Raw genomic sequence first — 20054 nt, forward strand, 5'->3', positions numbered from 1 at the left:
TTCCTTTGATTTTTTTACAATAGATAGTAATTTCGGCACCTCTCGGGATGTAGCGCAGCCTGGTAGCGTACTAGCATGGGGTGCTAGGGGTCGCTGGTTCGAATCCAGTCATCCCGACTTCTTTAATCAAAAATCCCATTTACCGAGTGTAAATGGGGTTTTGTTTTTCTATAAATAATATAAAACTTACTGTAACCTTGTTTTATTGCTTTTGTCAAATCGAGCTCAGTCGAGATTGATTGTTCTCGACTGAGCTCGAACTAACAAATACAAGTTTGTATTGCAACCATTATTCCTGCATCATATCGATGTGTCGATCATGATACCCTAATAAATATAAAACTCCGTCGAGACCTAAACTTGAAATTGAGGTCGAAGCACTTTCTTTTACTTTTGGTTTAGCATGGAAAGCAATTCCTAGTCCAGCTAAATTCAGCATAGGTAAATCATTGGCACCATCTCCTACGGCTATGGTTTGATTGATATGAATGCCTTCTTTTTCTGCTATCGCTTTTAAGTATTCGGCTTTCTTTTGACCATCTACGATTTCTCCCAAATAATTCCCCGTTAACTTACCGTCTTTAATTTCTAATTGATTGGCATACACATAATCAATGCCCAATTCTTTTTGCAAATATTCTCCAAAATAAGTAAAGCCTCCAGAAAGAATAGCTGTTTTATAGCCATAATATTTCAAGGCCTTCATCAAGCGATGAGCCCCTTTGGTTATTGGAAGATTGATGGCTACATTTTGCAATACTTCTTCGCTCAAGCCTTCAAGTAGCGCCATACGTTTTTTGAAACTTTCGCTAAAATCAATTTCTCCATTCATAGCCGATTCAGTGATAGCCTTTACTTCTTCCCCTACACCAGCCAACTCAGCCAATTCGTCGATTACTTCGGTTTGAATTAATGTCGAATCCATATCAAAACAAACCAAACGACGGTTGCGACGGTACATATTATCTTCTTGAAAAGAAATATCTACATTCAAATCACGGGACACATCCATAAAACTTGCTGTCATAGCCGTTTTGTCTTGTAAACTTCCCGTCACTGATAATTGGATACAAGAACGAGGATACTCTTCTTTTTCGACTACAGAGGCTCTTCCTGTTAATCGAATTATGGAATCAATATTTAGATGGTTATTGGACAAAATTTGAGTCACCGCAGATAATTGTACTGCTGTCAGTTTTTCTCCTAACACATTGATGATATAGCGCTGTTTGCGTTGGGCCTTCACCCAATTTTCATAGTCTTCGATTGATACTGGAGTAAACTTTACTTTGATTCCCAATTCGTAGGCTTTAAACAATAAATCTTTCAAAACTGGCCCTGAATTTGACCCCTTTTCAATTTCGAATAATATTCCTAATGACAACGTATCGTGTATATCGGCTTGGCCTATATCCAAAATAGTGGCACCATAAGTCGCCAAAATAGAGGTTAATCCAGCAGTTACACCCAATTTATCCTGACCAGAAACCTTTAATAAAATTATTTCTTTTTCTTTCATTGTTGTTTTCGAACGATTTAATGAATCCCAAAAATCGGCATTCTATTGTTGAAAAAAAAAGACTTTGTTCTTTTTATCGAAAGTGGAAAAAATGTTTTAAACGGTCTAACTTTATCAGCGAATTCGAATTATTTTCCCTCTTTTAAGGTCAAATCATTAACGAATAAAGCTCAAAAACGAATGTTTTTGAGCTTTATTTTACTTTTCATTGCGCTTGAAATTACTTACGAAGCCATCTCCAATCGCTTCAATAAGTTTTTATTCAAGGTTTCTTGAGCATAGTCTTTATCGATTGCCAATACTTTATCGTCTGAACTTGGTAATTCATACATAGCATCGGTTAAGACAGCTTCGCATAAAGAACGCAAACCACGTGCTCCTAATTTGTATTCCAAGGCTTTATCCACAATAAAATCTAAAGCTTCGTCTGTAATACTAAACACTACGTCATCCATCAAGAATAACTTTTCATATTGTTTAATTAATGCATTTTTTGGTTGCGTCAAAATCGCTCTCAAAGTCGCTCTATCCAAAGGATCCATATGGGTTAAAACAGGCAAACGACCAATGATTTCAGGAATAAGACCAAAATCCTTAATGTCTTTTGGAATAATATATTGTAATAAATTGTCTTTGTCGATGTTATCCTCATTTTTAGAAGTGGAATACCCTACCGCTTGGCGATTCAAACGCTTTGAAATAATTCTTTCGATTCCGTCAAAGGCACCACCTGCAATAAACAAAATGTTTTGAGTATTTACTTCAACAAACTTTTGGTCTGGGTGCTTGCGTCCACCTTTTGGCGGTACATTTACCACGGTTCCTTCTAACAATTTCAATAAAGCTTGTTGCACTCCTTCGCCCGAAACGTCGCGAGTTATAGAAGGGTTATCGCTTTTACGAGCAATTTTATCTATTTCGTCAATAAATACAATTCCTCGCTCTGCTTTAGCAACATCATAATCTGCCGCTTGTAACAAACGAGTCAAGATACTTTCTACATCTTCTCCAACATAACCTGCTTCTGTCAAAACAGTCGCATCGACAATCGCTAAAGGAACATCTAGCATTTTGGCAATACTTTTGGCTACCAATGTTTTCCCAGTACCTGTTTGCCCCACCATAATGATGTTGCTTTTTTCGATTTCAACATCGTCGTCTAATTGTTGTTGCATCAAACGCTTGTAGTGGTTGTACACCGCTACCGACATCACTTTTTTGGTTTGCTCTTGACCAATAACGTATTGATCCAAAAACGCTCTAATTTCTTTTGGTTTTTTCAAAATCAAATCGCCTACTAACTTGGAGCTGCCATTTGATTTTAATTCTTCGAGAACAATTCCGTGTGCTTGCTCGATACATTTGTCACAAATATGTGCATCAATACCTGCAATCAATAAATTGGTCTCTGATTTTTTCCTTCCGCAGAAAGAACATTGTAACTGTTGTTTTGCCATCTTTTGAGGTTAGAAGTCAGAGGTTAGAAGTTAGAAGTTGTTGGGTATTCCACCTCTAACTTCTAATTTCTAATTTCTAACTTTATTTTATCTTCTTAAAACTTCATCTATCATTCCGTATTCTTTGGCTTCATCAGAAATCATCCAATAATCGCGCTCACTATCGGCATATACTTTATCAAAAGGTTGACCTGAATGATGCGAAATGATTCTATACAATTCGTCTTTCAATTTCAACATCTCGCGTAAGTTGATTTCCATATCCGAAGCTACACCTTGTGCTCCTCCTGATGGTTGGTGAATCATTACACGGGAATGAGGTAAAGCAGAACGTTTCCCCGCTGCACCTGCACATAACAAAACAGCTCCCATAGAAGCGGCCATACCTGTACAAATAGTCGCTACATCGGGTTTGATATATTGCATAGTGTCATAAATTCCTAAACCTGCATACACGCTTCCTCCCGGTGAATTCAAGTAAATCTGAATGTCTTTGGAAGCATCGGCGCTTTCTAAGAATAACAATTGTGCTTGTACAATATTCGCAATTTGATCATCGATTCCCGTTCCTAAGAATATGATTCTGTCCATCATTAATCTTGAAAAAACATCCAACTGAGATATATTCAACTGACGTTCTTCAATAATGTATGGAGTCATATTTGTTGGATTCATTGCTGCAACGATTTTATCGTAATACATAGCATTTACTCCCTGGTGCTTCGTAGCAAATTTTTTAAATTCTTTACCGTAGTTCATTTTTTTAAAGTTTAAAAGTTTAACGTTTAAAAGTGTAAGACGTACTCTATGAATCCTAACTGTTTAAACAAAAGAGCGTCAAAAAAACATTCTTTTGACGCTCAAATATAACTAATTTTTATCGTTCCCGTTTTCAAATGAAATCATAAAGTTTCGCTTTACAAAAGCGATTAAACTATTACTTCTATTTTCCAACTTCGTATTTCTAACTTTACTTTATTCTCCGTAAGAAGCAGCAATAAACTCTTCGTAAGTCACTTCTTTAGTTGTTGGATTCGCTTTTTCTTTGAACAATTCCAATAATTTAGCCGCTACAACTTGATCAGAAAGTCTTCTTACTTCTTCTTGATTAGACAATACTCTAGCTACAATTCCTTGTACTTCCTCATCCGATGGATTCGTTTGTCCGAATTGTGCCATTTGTTGTTTAATTGCATTGGTAGTAAAGGTTTTCAAATCCTCAAAAGTAATTTGAATGTTACTTTGTGCCATTGCTTTTCCTTCGATTAACTGAAAACGCAATCCTTTTTCAGAACGTGCATATTCAACTTCTGCTTCAGCAGGAGATAATTTTTTCTCACCAACAGTTTGTAACCATTTTTTCAAGAATTCAGCTGGCAAATCAAATTTAGTGTTGTCAATTAAAAAGTTTTGAACATCAGCCAATAATTTTTGATCTGCTTGTTGAGCGAATTGCGCCTCAGCATCTTCTTTGATTTTTGCTTTCAATTCTTCTAATGTAGCCACATTTCCTTCACCAAATAATTTATCGAACAATTCTTGGTTCAATTCTGCTGGCTCAGAAGCATTGATTGCTTCGATAGTAAAATCAACATCAACGGCTAAATCGTGTACATTATCGTGTCCTACTTTTAGGTAGTCCATCAATTGATGATCGTCTTCAAATAAACCTTTAGTGTTTACGGTTACAACATCACCTACTTTTTTACCAATAAATAAATCTTGAGTCGCTTTGTCTTTGAAAGTATCTAATGCAATGGTTGTTGGATTGTTGATTCCGTTTGCTTCGCTAGAAAAAATTCCAGTTAAGTCACATCCTTCAGCAACCACTTCTTGAGGAATTGCTTTTCCAAATTGTTTTTGGATACGCGCTACTTGCCCATCGATTAATTTATCATCAGCAATAACGGTGTATTTTACGATGTCATTTTTGGCTTCTAAATCCAATTCAAAGTTAGGCACTATCCCAATTTCGAATTCAAAAGTTAGCTCCTCAGCAGACCAATCTCTATCTTCCACTTCTTTTGCAAGAGGCGTTCCTAACAAATTCAATCTTTCAGACTGGATGTAGCGCTCCAAAGCTAAATCAATTACTTTTTTAACTTCTTCTATTTTGATTGCTTTTCCGTATTGTTTTTCAACCAAGTCTCTTGGCACTTGCCCTTTTCTAAACCCTTTAACTTGCGCTAAAGGCATTTTTTCATTGATTCTTTTGGCTACTTGACCTTTGTAATCCATGTGTACCACATTCATCACAATCGTTTCAGTCACAGCATCTATAGCTACTCTTTTAATATCCATCTTCTTCTTTAATTTACATAATAAAATTGGGTGGCAAAATTATAAAATTTTCAGCACCCAAACAAGCTTTTTATTTTCAAGCTTCGAGCCTGAAAAAGAGTAACTCTTCCTTTTGATTTATTGAGTAAATTCAAAGTTCTGAATGTTGTAGTAGTTTTTTTTGAAGATTAACAGCTCCTATTTTGTACTGTTTACCAACATGCAAATTGTAGCTCTCTAGCCCCGGCAGCAGTAGCATCCTTTGTTGCCGGTCTCGGAAGCCTTCGGGACGGCAACAAAGATAAAGCGGATGACAGGAAGATGCCAGCAAGAAAGCCTTTTGGTTACTGCTCCTGACGCTTATAAAAATAGCAGTTAGTAGGTTTTATTTATCATTGACCAATAGTTTGTATGCGATTGATTGTGAGAGGGAGAGCAGCAAACTAAAGAGTAAGGCCGTCCAAAAAGAATCGACCACAAACCCGCCAACGATTTTGGTACATAAAATAATTACCAATCCATTGATGACTAATAGAAATAATCCAAAGGTAATGATGGTAAATGGAAGGGTTAAAAGAATCATAATGGGTTTGATGAAAATATTGATTAACCCCAAGACAAAGGCCACAATTATTGAAGTAACAAAGCTTTCCACATGAACACCTGTCATGAAATTTGAAATTAACAACACCAATACTGCGGTAATTAATAGACGTAATAGCATATTCATTTTGTTTTTATTTTGGATTAAAAATAATAAAAAGATACTGCTTTCTAGCTATTTGTTAAAAATTCAATAGTGTATTGATAGAAAAGTGTTGGATTTTCGGCATGCAACCAATGTCCTGCATTGGGAATAGTTTGAAGTTGCATGTTGGGAAAATGACGCTGAATCTGTTCTAGATCCTGATCCAAAATATAGTTTGATTTCCCTCCGCGAATAAAAAGCGTAGGTATCATTGCTAAAGCATTATCTGGCAAAGCTTTACCAATTTGGTCAATTTTTTGATTAAAAACCGCTAAATTGAAGCGAAAGGCTAATTGACCCGGCTCTTGCCAATACAAACTTTTTAATAAAAATTGTCGCGTTCCAAAGTCAGGAATATAAGTTGTAAGTAAAGCATCTACCTCGTTTCGACTTGGCTTTTGGGTAAAATCGACAGCGTTCAAACCCGCTAATATATCTTGATGATGCGGTGCATAATATTTAGAACCAATATCTGCGACTATTAGTTTACGAATCAATTCTGGATAAGTCGCAGCCAAAAGCATGGCCACTTTGCCACCCATAGAATGACCAATGATATCGATGTTTGCTAAATTATTGGCTTTACAATAGTCATACACATCCTGCGCCATTACCTCATAACTAAAATCTTCTGAGTGAAAACTGCGTCCGTGATTTCGCAAATCCAAAAGATGTACTTCATAACCTTCGGAAGCAAACTGAACTCCGAATGTTTTCCAATTATCAGACATGCCCAGAAATCCATGTAATATAAGTAACGGTTTACCAGATCCCTCAATTTTTGAATATAACATACCTACTTTTATTTTAGCTTTTGAAGATACATATTCACAACATTATCTAATCCAAGATAAATAGCCTCAGAAATTAGTGCGTGTCCAATAGACACCTCTAACAAACCTGGAATATTTTGTTTGAAAAATTGAATGTTATCCAAACTCAAGTCATGTCCTGCGTTTATTCCAAGACCTAATTCATTGGCCAGTTCGGCGGCGGTTACATAGGGTTCGATTCCTTTTTCGTTGCCTAAACTGTATTGATGCGCAAAGGCTTCGGTATACAATTCAATCCTGTCGGTTCCAGTTTTTTTTGCTCCCTCAACCATGTCAAGCAAAGGATCAACAAAGATTGAAGTTCGAATACCATTGCGTTGAAATTCTTGAATAACCTCAGTCAAATACGATTGATTCGTAAGTGTATCCCAGCCAGCAGAAGAAGTGATGGCACCTATAGCATCTGGAACCAAAGTAACTTGTGTAGGCTTGCACTCTAAAACCAAATCGATGAAGTTATGCTGTGGATTGCCCTCAATATTATATTCGGTATAGACAATTGCTTTTAAATCACGAGCATCTTGATAACGAATATGACGCTCATCAGGACGAGGATGTATGGTGATGCCTTGTGCTCCAAATTTTTGAATATCGGTGGCTACTTGTAACAAATTAGGAACGTTACCGCCTCTAGCATTACGTAAAGTAGCTATTTTGTTGATGTTTACACTTAGTTTTGTCATGTTAGCTTAAAAAATTAATACCTATACATTATTGCGGAAACAAAAATACAAAGTAAAACCTAGGACTTTTTGCCTTTTTTTGATTATTTTGCATAAAAAATTTCGAAACAAACGATGACAGAAATTTTAAATTATATCACCAACGATTATAAAGCTATTGACAGTCAAGAAACCATTACGGCTGTTCAAGACCATTTGCATGACTTACCTTTTTCTCATTTTCCTGTCGTGGAAGAAGGCATATATTTGGGATGTATTATTAAAGACGACTTAGAGACCTTTGACGGTGATAAAAAAATAGCAGATTATCGTTTTACGTTAGAGCCTTTTTTTGCCAGAACACAAATGATTTGGCTAGATGTTTTGGAGGTTTTTGCCAAAAATCACACCAACTTAGTACCCGTTCTAGACGAAAACAACGCCTATAAAGGGTATTATGAAATAGAAGACATCATCAAGTTTTTTCATGAGACGCCATTTTTGAAAGAGCAAGGTGGCATAGTAGTGGTTCAAAAAGGAATTTTAGACTACTCTATGAGTCAAATTGCACAAATTGTAGAAAGCAATAATGGCAAACTTTTAGGTCTTTTTGTTTCGGAAGCCAATGCAGAATCTGTTCAAGTTACCATTAAAATAAGTTTAGGGGCAATGAATGATATTATTCAAACTTTTCGTCGCTATAACTATGAAATCATTTCGGAACATCAAGAAGACAACTACATCAACAACCTAAAAGAACGATCCGATTATTTGGATAAATACCTTAATATATAATTTATTCCTAATCGAACATTTTTAAATCACATGAAAGTAGCTATATACGGACAATATTATTTAGTGAGCACAGAACCCATTATTAAAGATATTTTTATTTTTTTTAATGAAAATAAGGTTGAAATGGTGATTGAAGCTACTTTTCTTGAGATGTTATATGAGAAGAAAATCATCAAAAAAGAATACAAAACCTTTAGTTCATATACAGAACTAGATAGCGGTTTCGACATGCTGATTAGCATTGGAGGTGATGGTACCATGTTAAGAGCAGTGACTTTAGTACGCAATTCCGGAGTGCCATTATTAGGAATAAATGCAGGTAGATTGGGATTTTTGGCTAATGTTCAAAAAGAAAATATAGCCGCCTTTATGCAATTGGTTTTAGACAAAAAATACACTTTATCCAAAAGAACTTTGCTCAGTTTATCCTGCTCACCTGAAAACGAAGCCATTCTCGATCTAGACTTTGCATTAAATGAAGTCACTGTCAGCAGAAAAGATTCTACTTCGATGATCACTATTGAAACCTATTTGAATGGTGAATTTTTAAATTCCTATTGGGCAGATGGTTTAATTATTGCCACACCTACAGGAACTACTGGGTATTCTTTAAGCTGTGGCGGCCCCATTTTAACACCCGATGTAAAAAGCTTAGTCATAACTCCTATTGCGCCACATAACCTTAACGCGAGACCCTTAGTCATTTCTGACGAAACAGAAATTGTGCTTCGTGTAACGGGTCGCGAGAATCAGTATTTGGTTTCACTCGATTCTAGAATTACAACCGTGCAAAACGAATCAGTGTTGACCATTAAAAAAACACCGTTTCAAATTAATATGATCGAAATACAAGAAGAAACCTTTTTAAAAACCCTTCGAAATAAATTACTTTGGGGAGAAGATCGAAGAAATTAAATTTTATTTAAAGCCTACTATACGATACTTCTAGAAATTGTCGTATTCAATAACCATAACAATAGATAAACCTAATTTTTTTTATTTCTCAAAAATATAGACATTTATGCTATTGAGCATTGATTCGTATTGAATATTATTATATTTGCACGCAATTTTATAAGTATGACTAAATTACTTTATTTGTTTTTAGCTGTTTTTTCCTGCGGGGTTTCTTATTGTCAAATTCATGAAATAGGAGTCTTTACAGGAGGGAGTAACTTTATTGGAGACATAGGCCCAACCACTTATGTTGCACCAAACAAATTAGCTTTTGGTGTATTGTACAAATGGAACAAAAGTCCAAGACATGCTTATCGGTTTTCGTATACCCAATCCATGCTGAACAGCAATGATTTAAAATCTAAAGAAGGAAGCCGAAATCAACGCGGTTACTCATTCAGCAATCAAATAAAGGAACTCTCTGCAGGATTAGAATTCAACTTTTTTGACTTTAACTTACATGAATCCAAATTAAAAGTGACACCTTATGTTTTTTCAGGAATCAATTATTTTTTTCATGACGAACTTTACATTAATTCCGCAGGAGATACTTTTAAAGAAAAAACAGGAAGTTCATTTGCTATTCCAATGATTGTGGGTGTAAAATCAAATCTATCACGTAACTTTATCATCGGATTAGAAGTTGGAGCAAGATATACATTTACAGACAATATAGACGGAAGCCATCCTGAAAGCGCTACTTTACGACAATTCAGATTTGGCAACATCAATAACACGGACTGGTATGTTTTTTCGGGTGTAACATTAACCTATACTTTTGGTGAAAAACCATGCTATTGCGCATACTAATATGAATTTACTACAACAAATAGATACAGAAAAACTACCCAAACACTTAGCCATCATTATGGATGGTAATGGGCGTTGGGCAAAAAAACAAGGGCTATTAAGGGCTTTTGGCCATGAAAGTGGCACCAAATCAGTTAAGAAAATCATTCAAGCTAGTGTAGAATTAGGGATTAAAAACCTAACCTTGTATGCCTTTTCAACGGAAAATTGGAACAGACCCAAGTTAGAAGTAGACACTTTAATGAAAGTTTTGATCAATGCATTGAAAAAAGAAGTTGAGACAATGCAATTGAACAACATAAAACTCAATGCAATTGGCAATTTAGAACTATTGCCAACTAACGCTCAAAAACAACTTTTAGAAGTGATTAACAGCACTAAAAATAATGATAAAATGACACTAACTCTTGCCTTAAGTTACGGATCAAGGGAAGAATTAACAAATGTAGTGAGAATAATTAGTGAGAAAGTTAAAAATAATATAATTTCAATTGACGCTATTGACGATTCAATTATAAATGAGCATCTTTACACGCATAATTTACCAGATGTTGATTTAGTAATACGCACCAGTGGCGAACATAGAATAAGTAATTTCCTCCTTTGGCAAATTGCTTATGCAGAGTTTTACTTTACCGATATTTTATGGCCTGATTTTAAAGAACAAGATTTATATGAGGCCATCCTAAGTTATCAAAAGAGAGAACGCAGATTTGGAAAAACAAGTGAACAAATTAAATAAAATTTTAGTGTTACAAAAAAGTATAAAAATAGCCCTTACCCTACTCCTTTTAGGAAGTTTTTCACAAATAAAAGCACAAGAACGCGTCCCTTTTGACCAAGGTAAAAAGTACATTCTAGCCAACGTGGACGTTACAGGAAAAATCAGCTTTAACAAACAAACCGTTGTTACTTTTTCTGGCCTTGAAAAAGGACAAGAAATCACTGTTCCTGGCGAAGAAGTGAGCAGTGCCATCAAAAAACTAGGAAAACTAGGTTTGTTTGATGAAATCACGTTTTATGTCAATAAAATTGAAAATGATAGTATCTATTTAGAACTCTACATACAAGAGTTACCTAAACTAAAAGAGGTAAAATTTGTAGGGATTAAGAAAAATAAAACCGAAACCTTAATTAAAGACAACAACTTAATTAAAGGAAAAGTAGTCAACGAAAATTTAATTACTACCACTAAAAACTACATCGAAAACAAATACAAAAAAGATGGTTTTTACAACACCAAAGTAGTAATTACCAATACTCCTGCAGATTCAGCAACCAGTAACCAAGTCAACATGTTGATTAATGTTGATACTGGAACTAAAGTAAAAATCGCAAGTATCGATTTTGTTGGAAACGAAAAAATAGCCGACAAATCCTTACGCGCGGCTATGAAAGATACCAAACAAAAGAAACTTACGCGTGTTTTCAAGAAATCTAAATTCATAAAAGCCAAATACAAGGAAGATTTAGATAAAGTAATCGCTTCCTATAAAGAAAAGGGCTATCGAGATGCACGAATTGTATCGGATTCAGTTTCCTACAACAAAGAGCAAAACGCTATCACTATTAAGGTTAATGTTGAAGAGGGAAACAAATATTATTTTGGAAATATAAAATTCTTAGGAAACACAGTATATACAGACCAAGGTTTGTCTCAAGTTTTGGGAATCAAAAAAGGCGAAACTTACAACGGAGTACTTCTAGAAAAACGAATAGCTGATAAATCAAAACCAGATGGTGAAGATATTACCAATTTATACCAAAACAATGGTTATTTATTTTCGAACATCAATGCTGTAGAAGTAAAAACAGTCAACGATACTATTGATTTTGAAATTAGAATAACCGAAGGACCAATAGCTTATTTCAACAAAATATCGGTAGTTGGAAACGACAAAACTAACGACCGAGTGATTTATCGTGAATTAAGAACAAAACCAGGTGAAAAATACAGTAAAGACGAATTGGTTCGTACCATTCGTGAAATTGGACAATTAGGTTTTTTCGATCCTGAGGCCATTGACCCTAAATTCAAAAATGTGGATGCTGGAGCAGGCACCGTAGATATTGAATACCATTTAGTAGAAAAAGGCGCCAGTCAAATCGAATTACAAGGAGGTTATGGTGGTGGCGGTTTCATTGGAACCTTAGGATTATCCTTCAATAACTTCTCGGCCAGAAACATGTTCAATAAAGAAGCCTACAGACCACTTCCAATGGGTGATGGTCAAAAAGTATCGCTTCGTTTGCAAGCCAGTACTTTTTTTCAAACCTACAGTCTTTCGTTTTCTGAACCATGGTTTGGTGGTAAAAAACCGGTATCTTTTAGTTCATCATTGTCTTATAGTAAGCAATTTTTACAAAACTTTTCTACAGGCAATGCTAGAGCAGACAGAAGTAAAAGCTTTAATATTTTAGCCCTTTCATTAGGAATCTCCAAACGTCTAAGTGAGCCTGATGACTTTACTTACATATCGCATGCTATTAGTTTCCAAAACTATGATTTGAATAACTATTTTACAAATTTATTTCGCTTTGGAAATGGAACGTCAAACAACTTAGCTTATACCATAGGAATCACACACACTAACAAAGGATTCAACCCTATTTTCCCAACTTATGGATCTGAATTTAGTTTTTCGGCAAAATTCTCTCCACCTTATTCTTTGTTTAACGGAATTGACTATAAGAACTTAGATAAACTGGAGGAGAACAAATACAAATACGACGGAAGCAAAGGAGATTCTTATGTTGGTGATAATGGAATAATAGTAAATAAAGGAGATTATGTTGAGGCCATTCCAACACAAACCACAACGCCCAATAGAGTAACCGATTATAAAGATGCCGCCGCAGACCCAGCAAAAGTGGACCAACAAAAATTCAATTGGTTAGAATTTTATAAAATCAAATTCAAAGCCGACTGGTATACTAAAGTATATGGAAAACTCGTTTTAAGAACATTGGGAGAATTTGGGTTTTTAGGAGCGTACAATCAAGCGCGTGGGGTAATTCCTTTTGAACGTTTCTTTCTAGGGGGCGATGGTATGCAAAACTTTGCCATGGATGGTAGAGAAGTCATACAGTTAAGAGGATATCCAAACAACTCATTAACACCTTTGAACAATGGTACTCAAGATGGAGCCATAGTATATAATAAATTTTCAATGGAGTTACGTTATCCTATAACCTTAAAAGCATCGGCCTCTATTTATGCCTTAGCGTTTGTAGAAGCGGGATCCTCTTATTTGGATTTCAAAAACTATAATCCTTTTGACTTGAGTCGTTCTGCTGGTTTTGGTTTGCGTGTTTTCATGCCTGCTTTTGGATTATTAGGAATCGATTTTGGTCATGGATTTGATCCAATTCCAGGGCAAACCAAAGCTAATGGTTGGGAAACCCATTTCATTATTGGACAACAATTCTAGAATTATTGAAACTAACCACATTCAATACTATAAAGTTATGAGAAAACATATTTTATTTATATTTTTATCCCTTTTTGTAGTTGGAATTGGTTATTCTCAAACTAAAGGTCCAAAAATTGGTTACATCGATATGGAATACATTCTACAAAATGTAAACGGCTATATTGAAGCAACCAATCAATTGGACGTAAAAGCCCAGGCTTGGAAACAAGAAATAGAAACCAAAAAAGGGGAAATCAAAAAATTAAGAGACGCTCTTACCATTGAAAAAGCATTATTAACTAGAAATTTAATTGAAGAAAGAGAAACCGAAATTAAATTTCTTGAAACCGAATTGATAGAATTTCAACAAAAATATTTTGGCGCTAATGGTGCCTATATTGCTCAAAAAAGTTCATTATCAAAACCTGTGCAAGATCAAGTATTTACAGTAGTTCAAGATATAGCTGAAAAATTAAAATTTGATTTTATTTTTGACAAAACTTCAGATATGACCATGCTTTTCGCTGCCAAAAGATATGACATAAGCGATCAAGTTTTACGAAAGCTAAATAACACAGAGAAAAGAGAGCAATTGAGTAAAAAACAACTTGAGGCACAACAGATTAAAGAAAAAGTTCAAGAAGCCCTAGATGAAAACCCTGAACTAAACGAAAGAAAATTAGAATTAGATGCAAAAAAAGCCGCAAGGGATAAAGCTTTACAAGATCGTCTTTTGCTACAAGAGCAAAAACGAAAAGAATATGAAGAAAATAGACGAAAAATAAAAGAAGAAAGAGAGGCTAAGAAAAATGGCACAGTTTCTGCTCCAGCTGAAAATACAATTACAGCTACATCAGCAACCGATAAATCAACCACGAATAAAAAAGAAGAGTCAGCTACTGTGACCAAGACAGAGGCTGAAATTGAAAGAGAACGAATTACAGCTGAACGAGCAAAAGCCGCAGAAGCCAAGAAACAAGAAATTGCCGAACGCAAAAAAGCCCTAGAAGAAAAAAGAAAAAAGATATTAGAAGAACGAGAAGCTCAGAGAAAAGCTAAAGAAGAAGAATTAAAACAAAAAACAAACGGAAATTAATTACTAAATATTTTAAAACAATGAAACAAATCAAAACTTTATTAATTGCAGCAATGGTAGTGTTGGGGGCAAATACAATGAATGCTCAAGCAAAGGTTGCACATGTAAATGTTGGTGAAATTATGACTAAAATGCCAGCTATGTTAGACGCTCAAAAACAATTAGAAAAATTGAGCACTACTTATGATGCTGAGTACAAAAAAATGGTTACTGAATATCAAGATTTATTAAAAAAATACGAAGCTGAAGCTAAAACAGCTGGAGATGCACTTAATGAAACTCGTGGCAAAGAAATGCAAGACATGCAACAACGAATTGTAGCTTATAGAGATAATGCTCAAAAAGAATTACAACAAAAAGAAACTGACATTACAAAGCCTTTATACGACAAAGTAAGAGCATCCATCCAAAAAGTTGCTAAAGCTAAAGGAATGCAATATGTTTTAGATGGCGCTTCACTTTTATTAGCTGATGGTCCAGACTTAACTGCTGACATTAAAAAAGACTTAGGTTTCTAAAAACTAACAAACCTTATTAAAAACTGCTCCATTATTTTGATTGAGCAGTTTTTTTTTGACTATTAATTTAAATAAGTACCTTTGTTTACATGAACAATAATCAACCTATTGGCGTTTTTGATTCTGGTATTGGTGGCACTTCTATCTGGAAAGCCATTCATGAATTACTTCCTAACGAACAAACTATATATTTGGCCGATAGTAAGAATGCTCCTTATGGACAAAAGTCCAAACAGGAAATCATTGCATTAAGCATGAAAAACACAGAATTCTTGCTAAAAATGGAATGCAAATTAATCGTAGTAGCCTGTAACACAGCAACCACCAATGCCATTAAGGAATTAAGAGCTAAATACGACATCCCTTTTATAGGAATAGAACCAGCCATCAAACCTGCAGCAACCCATTCAAAGACTCAAACCATTGGTATACTTGCTACTCAAGGCACTTTAAACAGTGAATTATTCCATAAAACAGTAGAGAGGTATCATGAAACCAGAATCATTGAACAAATAGGCCATGGGTTAGTGCAACTGATTGAGAGCGGCAACATTGACTCTGCTGAAATGCATCAATTACTAACAGAATATCTTACACCTATGATCGAGGCCAACATCGATTATCTTGTTTTAGGCTGCAGTCATTATCCTTATTTAATACCCCAGATCAAAAAAATACTTCCTCCCCATATTCACATTATAGATTCAGGAGAAGCAGTTGCGAAACAGACTCAAAATGTCTTGAAAGATAAAGTCGGACTCTCAAATCTATCCGAAAGCCATCCTGTTTTTTATACCAATACAGATCCAAAAGTACTATCGGATATTCTTGACAATAAATTTGAAGTAGTCCGTAAAGATTTCTAAATACTTTCAAGAAAAAACTATGCTTCCTCTTTAAACCAGCTTGAATACATTACGTAATTATTAGAAATACGTTCGATTTCACCAGCAAAATCTGATTGATCAATATCTTTTACTTTTTTTGCTGGAACACCAGCAAAAATTGTCCCCGAAGGCACCACTGTATTTTGAGTAATAACAGAACCCGCTGCCACGATTGCATTGCTTTCGACAACACAATTATCCATTACAATAGCACCCATCCCAATTAAAACATTGTCATGAATGGTACAACCATGCACTATTGCGTTGTGTCCAATTGACACATTATTACCAATAACTGTTGGGTGTTTTTGGTAGGTACAATGAATCACTGCACCATCTTGGATATTAACCTTATTCCCTATGGTTATCGAATGGACATCGCCTCTAATAACAGCATTAAACCAAACACTACATGAGGCTCCAAAAGTAACCTCTCCTACAATAGTTGCATTTTCGGCAACATAGCAATCTGCTGGTATCTGAGGAGTTTTTCCGTTTACTGTTTTAATCAACATAAAAAATTTGAATTAGAATTAATTGATTGCGGGGCATTCACAATCATATTTTTCTTTTTTACAAAATAAATTGAGCCCTAAGGTAATTTGATGGTAGCCTCCATTATCAAATCGAACTGCTCCAGTAATTTGAGAATAAGTATAAGCCACCATAAAATTTTTATAATTAACACCAAGAATTGGGCTAATAAACTCTAAATTTTGAGTAGCTGTAACTCCATTGTTGCGATATTCTGTGCCGTCTAAAGACCTTCTATAAGAAACTCCTGCCCACAAACTACCAAATTCCAAATTCTTATAAGCTTTTAAATTGATATCTAAAGCACTTTCTTTCGTTTGTTCTGTGAATTGAAACAAAACTGAAGGTTCCCACAACACTTTTTCACGATTCCCAAAAAGATAACCTGTACTCAAGAGATACTTCCTTAGGTTATCACTTTCGAAAACAGAATAAATTTCGCGGCGTGTTTCTATTACATTTTTGATTGTAGCATGTGCATAAAAGTTGAGATAATTATACGAGGTACCTATATCAAAATTCATATAGGAATCTCTTTGAACAATATTCCCATTGATATTAGGATCAAAATCACCGGATTGCAGAAACTCCGTTTCGTCCAAAAGACTTTGTACAAGTCCTCCACTAATACCGAATGACAACTGATTCAGGTCTATTTCATCTCTTGAAAACAACAAATGGTAGGCATATGTTACTTTAAGACCTTTTTGGGAGTGATACCCGTTTTTGTCATTAAACACAATAATTCCAGCTCCAGCTTTATCCGTAATACGTCCATTAAAACTGAGCGTTTGCAATTGTGGAGCATCTTCCTGTCCAAACCATTGTTTTCTTGCTGTCAAACGTACTTTAGCACAATTAGCAGCACCAGCCATAGAAGGGTGAATTAAATAATAGTTATCAGAAAGATAATCAGAATAAACAGGTATGCCTTCTTGAGCATAACTTGAAATCCCTATAAAAAAAAGAAATCCTAATAACCAATTATTTATAAACATCTTATTTGATCTTTTAATAGAAGTAACTATAGCAAATTACACAACTCAGGATGTAAACCATCCTAACATTTGTTAATAAAACTTAAAAAAATCAAATATAACTATTACTAGAAAATATCTTTAGTAATTTTACCAAAAATAAAAGCACTATGATAAATTTAACTATAAAAGAAACACAAAATCCAACAATATTGAAATTTGAATTTCCAGATTTCATCACACAAAATGAAAACTATGAATTCAAGAACATCGATGAGACCAAAAACTCTCCTTTGGCCCAACAATTATTCTATTTGCCATTTGTAAAAACAGTGTATATTTCTGGAAATTTCATTGCTATAGAACGCTTTAGCATTGTTGAATGGGAGGATGTGAAAGAGGCCGTAGCAGAACAAATCGAGAAATTTGTCAATGACGGAGGAACAATCCTAACTGTTGACGAAAACAAAAGTAAAAAACAACCTATTACAGTATACGGAGAAACGACTCCTAACCCAGCTGCACTGAAATTTGTAGTAAGTAAAATGCTTACCAAAACTCCTGTAGAATACAAAAACATTGACCAAACGTCGTCTTCTCCTTTGGCACAAGAATTGTTCAAATTCCCATATGTTAAAGAGGTTTTTATTGACGAGAACTATGTTTCGGTGACCAAATACGAAATCAACGACTGGCAAGAAATTACCTTAGAACTAAGAACTTTCATCAAACAATTCATTGAAAATGGAGGAACAGTTATTGACGAATCGCTATTGGATAGTGCCTTAAAAGACGAAAAAGTAAAAGATGCCAACTTTAACAGCCTTGACGAAACTTCTCAAAAAATTATCAATATCTTAGAAGAATATGTAAAACCTGCCGTAGCAGCCGATGGTGGTAATATTGTTTTTGATTCCTATGACGACCAAACTGATACTGTAAAAGTAATGATGCAAGGCGCTTGCAATGGGTGTCCTTCTTCAACTTTCACTTTGAAAAGTGGGATTGAAAATATGCTAAAAAGCATGTTGAATAATGATAACATCAAAGTAGAAGCAGTATAATTCCATTCTATTTCATTTTAAGCGTCTCCAATGAGGCGCTTTTTTTATTTCCAAAATATCTAAATAGTTAATTTTCAGTTATTTTAAAACCACAAAAGAAAATTTTTCATAATAAATTGTTTATTATTGTATACTAATCTTTAACTATCAAATACCATGGGAGTAACATCATTTTTTAAAAATCTATTTGGATCTGCCAAAGAATCCGCATCAGAATTAGCCAAAGAAGCTGAATCAACATTTGAAGAAGTAAAAGAAGCCGCAGCACCTCACATCGACAATGCTATTAAGTTTGCCGATGAATCCTTAGAAAAGGTAAAAGAGACCACTGCACCCTACCTTGAGAAAGCTGAAAAATTAGCTGATGAAACTATTGATAAAGTAAGTACCGCAGCTGCTCCAGTTATAGAAAAAGCAGAAGAATATGCCAATCAAGCCAAAGAAACCATCAGTGAATACGCAGATAAAGCTGAAACAGTACTTAGCGATCTTGTCGATCAAGTAAAAGAAAAAACTTCAGCAGCAACAGAGAAAGCCACAGAAGATGTTACTGAAAAAGCAGAGGAAATTAAAAAAGACGTAGATGATGCTACAAATTAACTTTTAAAAAATTGTACTTTTGCATATCATAAAACCTTCTCAACGAGAAGGTTTTTTAAATTAAAAAAACAGGCATTATGGAAGTAAACCCAAACCAATTAACTAATTACGCATCGCTACTTTGGAATGCAGTTCTTGATTATTCTCCAAAAATCATATCCGCATTTGTAATTCTAATCGTTGGTATTTACGCTATCCGATTCATCACTCGGTTGATTAAAAAAATAATGATAAAGAGAGAATTAGATCCAACTCTCACTAAATTTTTAGCCGATATACTGATTTGGGCATTGCGAATCCTTTTATTTATTGCTTTTATATCGAAACTAGGCGTAGAAACCTCTTCTTTTGTTGCTATTTTAGGAGCTATGGGATTAGCTGTAGGTTTATCACTTCAAGGCTCTCTTTCAAATTTTGCGGGAGGAATGTTAATTATTCTTTTTAAACCCTTCAAAGTAGGTGATACGATTGAAGCTCAAGGACAAATTGCCACGGTCTTAGAAATACAAATTTTTGTAACCAAACTGGTTACCGCAAACAATCAAACCATTTTTATACCGAATGGCATTTTATCCAACGGAACAATTATCAATTATTCGACACAAGGGCAACGCAGAGCTGACTTGACCATCGCTATTTCGTATGAAACAGATATTAAGAAAGCTAAAGAAATTATTGCAGAAGTTATGCAAAGTAACCCAAAAGTTTTGTCTAATCCAGCACCAGAAGTTGCCGTAAAAAACCTAACCGATAATGCTATTCAGCTTGCGGTGCGTCCGTGGGCTAAAAATGAGGACTTTGGCGCTGTCTTTTCGGAAACATTAGAAAATTGCAAATTGGCTTTTGATGCTGCTGGTATTGTAATTCAACCTTATATCCGAGAATCTTCGACTCAAAACTAAAA

The 20054-nt window shown here is 34.8% G+C and carries 20 protein-coding genes and 1 tRNA gene; 12 read left to right on the top strand and 9 right to left on the bottom strand.

Annotation, left to right across the window (positions count from 1 at the left end; all coding sequences use genetic code 11):
- Positions 1-43 precede the first annotated feature (43 nt).
- Positions 44-117 (top strand) — tRNA-Pro (locus tag ACSVH5_RS07060).
- A 172-nt stretch (positions 118-289) separates the two neighbouring features.
- Here the strand turns inward: ACSVH5_RS07060 and serB are convergent.
- The 7 genes from serB to ACSVH5_RS07095 all read right to left on the bottom strand — a co-directional run bounded on the left by serB (position 290) and on the right by ACSVH5_RS07095 (position 7520).
- Positions 290-1519, bottom strand: coding sequence for a phosphoserine phosphatase SerB (gene serB / locus ACSVH5_RS07065; RefSeq protein ID WP_438060742.1), 1230 nt, complete (start codon positions 1517-1519; stop codon positions 290-292).
- Positions 1520-1743: 224 nt separating this feature from the next.
- On the bottom strand, positions 1744-2976 hold the full coding sequence (gene clpX, locus ACSVH5_RS07070; RefSeq protein WP_438060743.1) for an ATP-dependent Clp protease ATP-binding subunit ClpX: 1233 nt from the start codon (positions 2974-2976) through the stop codon (positions 1744-1746).
- Positions 2977-3063: 87 nt separating this feature from the next.
- A complete protein-coding gene (clpP, locus tag ACSVH5_RS07075; RefSeq protein ID WP_438060744.1) occupies positions 3064-3735 on the bottom strand; it encodes an ATP-dependent Clp endopeptidase proteolytic subunit ClpP in 672 nt (223 codons plus the stop codon).
- 216 nt (positions 3736-3951) lie between these two features.
- Positions 3952-5277 carry a trigger factor gene (locus ACSVH5_RS07080; RefSeq protein WP_438060745.1) on the bottom strand — a complete coding sequence of 442 codons (1326 nt, stop codon included), beginning with the start codon at positions 5275-5277 and terminating at the stop codon, positions 3952-3954.
- 364 nt (positions 5278-5641) lie between these two features.
- Positions 5642-5986, bottom strand: coding sequence for a phage holin family protein (locus ACSVH5_RS07085; protein WP_438060746.1), 345 nt, complete (start codon positions 5984-5986; stop codon positions 5642-5644).
- Between the two features lie 44 nt (positions 5987-6030).
- The gene (locus ACSVH5_RS07090; RefSeq protein ID WP_438060747.1) at positions 6031-6798 is read right to left on the bottom strand and encodes an alpha/beta fold hydrolase; all 768 of its coding nucleotides are present in this window, start codon (positions 6796-6798) and stop codon (positions 6031-6033) included.
- An 8-nt stretch (positions 6799-6806) separates the two neighbouring features.
- A complete protein-coding gene (locus ACSVH5_RS07095) occupies positions 6807-7520 on the bottom strand; it encodes a pyridoxine 5'-phosphate synthase (protein ID WP_438060748.1) in 714 nt (237 codons plus the stop codon).
- 114 nt (positions 7521-7634) lie between these two features.
- Here ACSVH5_RS07095 and ACSVH5_RS07100 point away from each other — a divergent pair, with 114 nt between their 5' ends.
- The 8 genes from ACSVH5_RS07100 to murI all read left to right on the top strand — a co-directional run bounded on the left by ACSVH5_RS07100 (position 7635) and on the right by murI (position 15954).
- Positions 7635-8294: a CBS domain-containing protein gene (locus tag ACSVH5_RS07100; protein WP_438060749.1), complete on the top strand. Its 660-nt coding sequence runs from the start codon at positions 7635-7637 to the stop codon at positions 8292-8294.
- A 30-nt stretch (positions 8295-8324) separates the two neighbouring features.
- Positions 8325-9209, top strand: a complete 885-nt coding sequence (locus tag ACSVH5_RS07105; RefSeq protein ID WP_438060750.1) for an NAD kinase — start codon at positions 8325-8327, stop codon at positions 9207-9209.
- Positions 9210-9374: 165 nt separating this feature from the next.
- On the top strand, positions 9375-10061 hold the full coding sequence (locus ACSVH5_RS07110; RefSeq protein WP_438060751.1) for a DUF6089 family protein: 687 nt from the start codon (positions 9375-9377) through the stop codon (positions 10059-10061).
- A 1-nt stretch (position 10062) separates the two neighbouring features.
- Complete coding sequence (locus ACSVH5_RS07115) at positions 10063-10803, top strand: isoprenyl transferase (RefSeq protein ID WP_438060752.1); 741 nt, start codon at positions 10063-10065, stop codon at positions 10801-10803.
- A 7-nt stretch (positions 10804-10810) separates the two neighbouring features.
- Complete coding sequence (locus ACSVH5_RS07120; protein ID WP_438060753.1) at positions 10811-13492, top strand: BamA/OMP85 family outer membrane protein; 2682 nt, start codon at positions 10811-10813, stop codon at positions 13490-13492.
- A gap of 37 nt (positions 13493-13529) precedes the next feature.
- Positions 13530-14570 (top strand): OmpH family outer membrane protein, encoded by a 1041-nt coding sequence (locus tag ACSVH5_RS07125; protein WP_438060754.1) that lies wholly within the window; start codon positions 13530-13532, stop codon positions 14568-14570.
- A 20-nt stretch (positions 14571-14590) separates the two neighbouring features.
- On the top strand, positions 14591-15088 hold the full coding sequence (locus ACSVH5_RS07130; protein WP_438060755.1) for an OmpH family outer membrane protein: 498 nt from the start codon (positions 14591-14593) through the stop codon (positions 15086-15088).
- An 89-nt stretch (positions 15089-15177) separates the two neighbouring features.
- Positions 15178-15954: a glutamate racemase gene (gene murI, locus ACSVH5_RS07135; RefSeq protein ID WP_438060756.1), complete on the top strand. Its 777-nt coding sequence runs from the start codon at positions 15178-15180 to the stop codon at positions 15952-15954.
- 17 nt (positions 15955-15971) lie between these two features.
- Here the strand turns inward: murI and ACSVH5_RS07140 are convergent, their stop codons facing one another.
- Both ACSVH5_RS07140 and ACSVH5_RS07145 read right to left on the bottom strand, forming a co-directional pair.
- Entirely contained in the window at positions 15972-16490 is a 519-nt protein-coding gene (locus ACSVH5_RS07140) for a gamma carbonic anhydrase family protein (RefSeq protein ID WP_438060757.1), read from the bottom strand.
- Positions 16491-16508: 18 nt separating this feature from the next.
- Positions 16509-17507, bottom strand: a complete 999-nt coding sequence (locus ACSVH5_RS07145; RefSeq protein ID WP_438060758.1) for a PorP/SprF family type IX secretion system membrane protein — start codon at positions 17505-17507, stop codon at positions 16509-16511.
- Between the two features lie 149 nt (positions 17508-17656).
- Here ACSVH5_RS07145 and ACSVH5_RS07150 point away from each other — a divergent pair, with 149 nt between their 5' ends.
- The 3 genes from ACSVH5_RS07150 (at position 17657) to ACSVH5_RS07160 (ending at position 20052) form a co-directional block, all read left to right on the top strand.
- Positions 17657-18550, top strand: a complete 894-nt coding sequence (locus ACSVH5_RS07150; protein WP_438060759.1) for a NifU family protein — start codon at positions 17657-17659, stop codon at positions 18548-18550.
- A 156-nt stretch (positions 18551-18706) separates the two neighbouring features.
- Positions 18707-19150: a YtxH domain-containing protein gene (locus ACSVH5_RS07155; protein WP_438060760.1), complete on the top strand. Its 444-nt coding sequence runs from the start codon at positions 18707-18709 to the stop codon at positions 19148-19150.
- Between the two features lie 77 nt (positions 19151-19227).
- On the top strand, positions 19228-20052 hold the full coding sequence (locus ACSVH5_RS07160) for a mechanosensitive ion channel family protein (protein ID WP_438060761.1): 825 nt from the start codon (positions 19228-19230) through the stop codon (positions 20050-20052).
- Positions 20053-20054: the final 2 nt, after the last annotated feature.

Origin of the sequence: Flavobacterium sp. RSSA_27 (assembly GCF_051547125.1) — a bacterium.
In the GTDB taxonomy this organism is placed as follows: Bacteria; Bacteroidota; Bacteroidia; order Flavobacteriales; family Flavobacteriaceae; genus Flavobacterium.

Bases quoted from the DNA above. Each gene is read 5' to 3' on its own strand.
- serB (WP_438060742.1), bottom strand. From the start codon at position 1,519: ATGAAAGAAAAAGAAATAATTTTATTAAAGGTTTCTGGTCAGGATAAA.
- clpX (WP_438060743.1), bottom strand. From the start codon at position 2,976: ATGGCAAAACAACAGTTACAATGTTCTTTCTGCGGAAGGAAAAAATCA.
- clpP (WP_438060744.1), bottom strand. From the start codon at position 3,735: ATGAACTACGGTAAAGAATTTAAAAAATTTGCTACGAAGCACCAGGGA.
- ACSVH5_RS07080 (WP_438060745.1), bottom strand. From the start codon at position 5,277: ATGGATATTAAAAGAGTAGCTATAGATGCTGTGACTGAAACGATTGTG.
- ACSVH5_RS07085 (WP_438060746.1), bottom strand. From the start codon at position 5,986: ATGAATATGCTATTACGTCTATTAATTACCGCAGTATTGGTGTTGTTA.
- ACSVH5_RS07090 (WP_438060747.1), bottom strand. From the start codon at position 6,798: ATGTTATATTCAAAAATTGAGGGATCTGGTAAACCGTTACTTATATTA.
- ACSVH5_RS07095 (WP_438060748.1), bottom strand. From the start codon at position 7,520: ATGACAAAACTAAGTGTAAACATCAACAAAATAGCTACTTTACGTAAT.
- ACSVH5_RS07100 (WP_438060749.1), top strand. From the start codon at position 7,635: ATGACAGAAATTTTAAATTATATCACCAACGATTATAAAGCTATTGAC.
- ACSVH5_RS07105 (WP_438060750.1), top strand. From the start codon at position 8,325: ATGAAAGTAGCTATATACGGACAATATTATTTAGTGAGCACAGAACCC.
- ACSVH5_RS07110 (WP_438060751.1), top strand. From the start codon at position 9,375: ATGACTAAATTACTTTATTTGTTTTTAGCTGTTTTTTCCTGCGGGGTT.
- ACSVH5_RS07115 (WP_438060752.1), top strand. From the start codon at position 10,063: ATGAATTTACTACAACAAATAGATACAGAAAAACTACCCAAACACTTA.
- ACSVH5_RS07125 (WP_438060754.1), top strand. From the start codon at position 13,530: ATGAGAAAACATATTTTATTTATATTTTTATCCCTTTTTGTAGTTGGA.
- ACSVH5_RS07130 (WP_438060755.1), top strand. From the start codon at position 14,591: ATGAAACAAATCAAAACTTTATTAATTGCAGCAATGGTAGTGTTGGGG.
- murI (WP_438060756.1), top strand. From the start codon at position 15,178: ATGAACAATAATCAACCTATTGGCGTTTTTGATTCTGGTATTGGTGGC.
- ACSVH5_RS07140 (WP_438060757.1), bottom strand. From the start codon at position 16,490: ATGTTGATTAAAACAGTAAACGGAAAAACTCCTCAGATACCAGCAGAT.
- ACSVH5_RS07145 (WP_438060758.1), bottom strand. From the start codon at position 17,507: ATGTTTATAAATAATTGGTTATTAGGATTTCTTTTTTTTATAGGGATT.
- ACSVH5_RS07150 (WP_438060759.1), top strand. From the start codon at position 17,657: ATGATAAATTTAACTATAAAAGAAACACAAAATCCAACAATATTGAAA.
- ACSVH5_RS07155 (WP_438060760.1), top strand. From the start codon at position 18,707: ATGGGAGTAACATCATTTTTTAAAAATCTATTTGGATCTGCCAAAGAA.
- ACSVH5_RS07160 (WP_438060761.1), top strand. From the start codon at position 19,228: ATGGAAGTAAACCCAAACCAATTAACTAATTACGCATCGCTACTTTGG.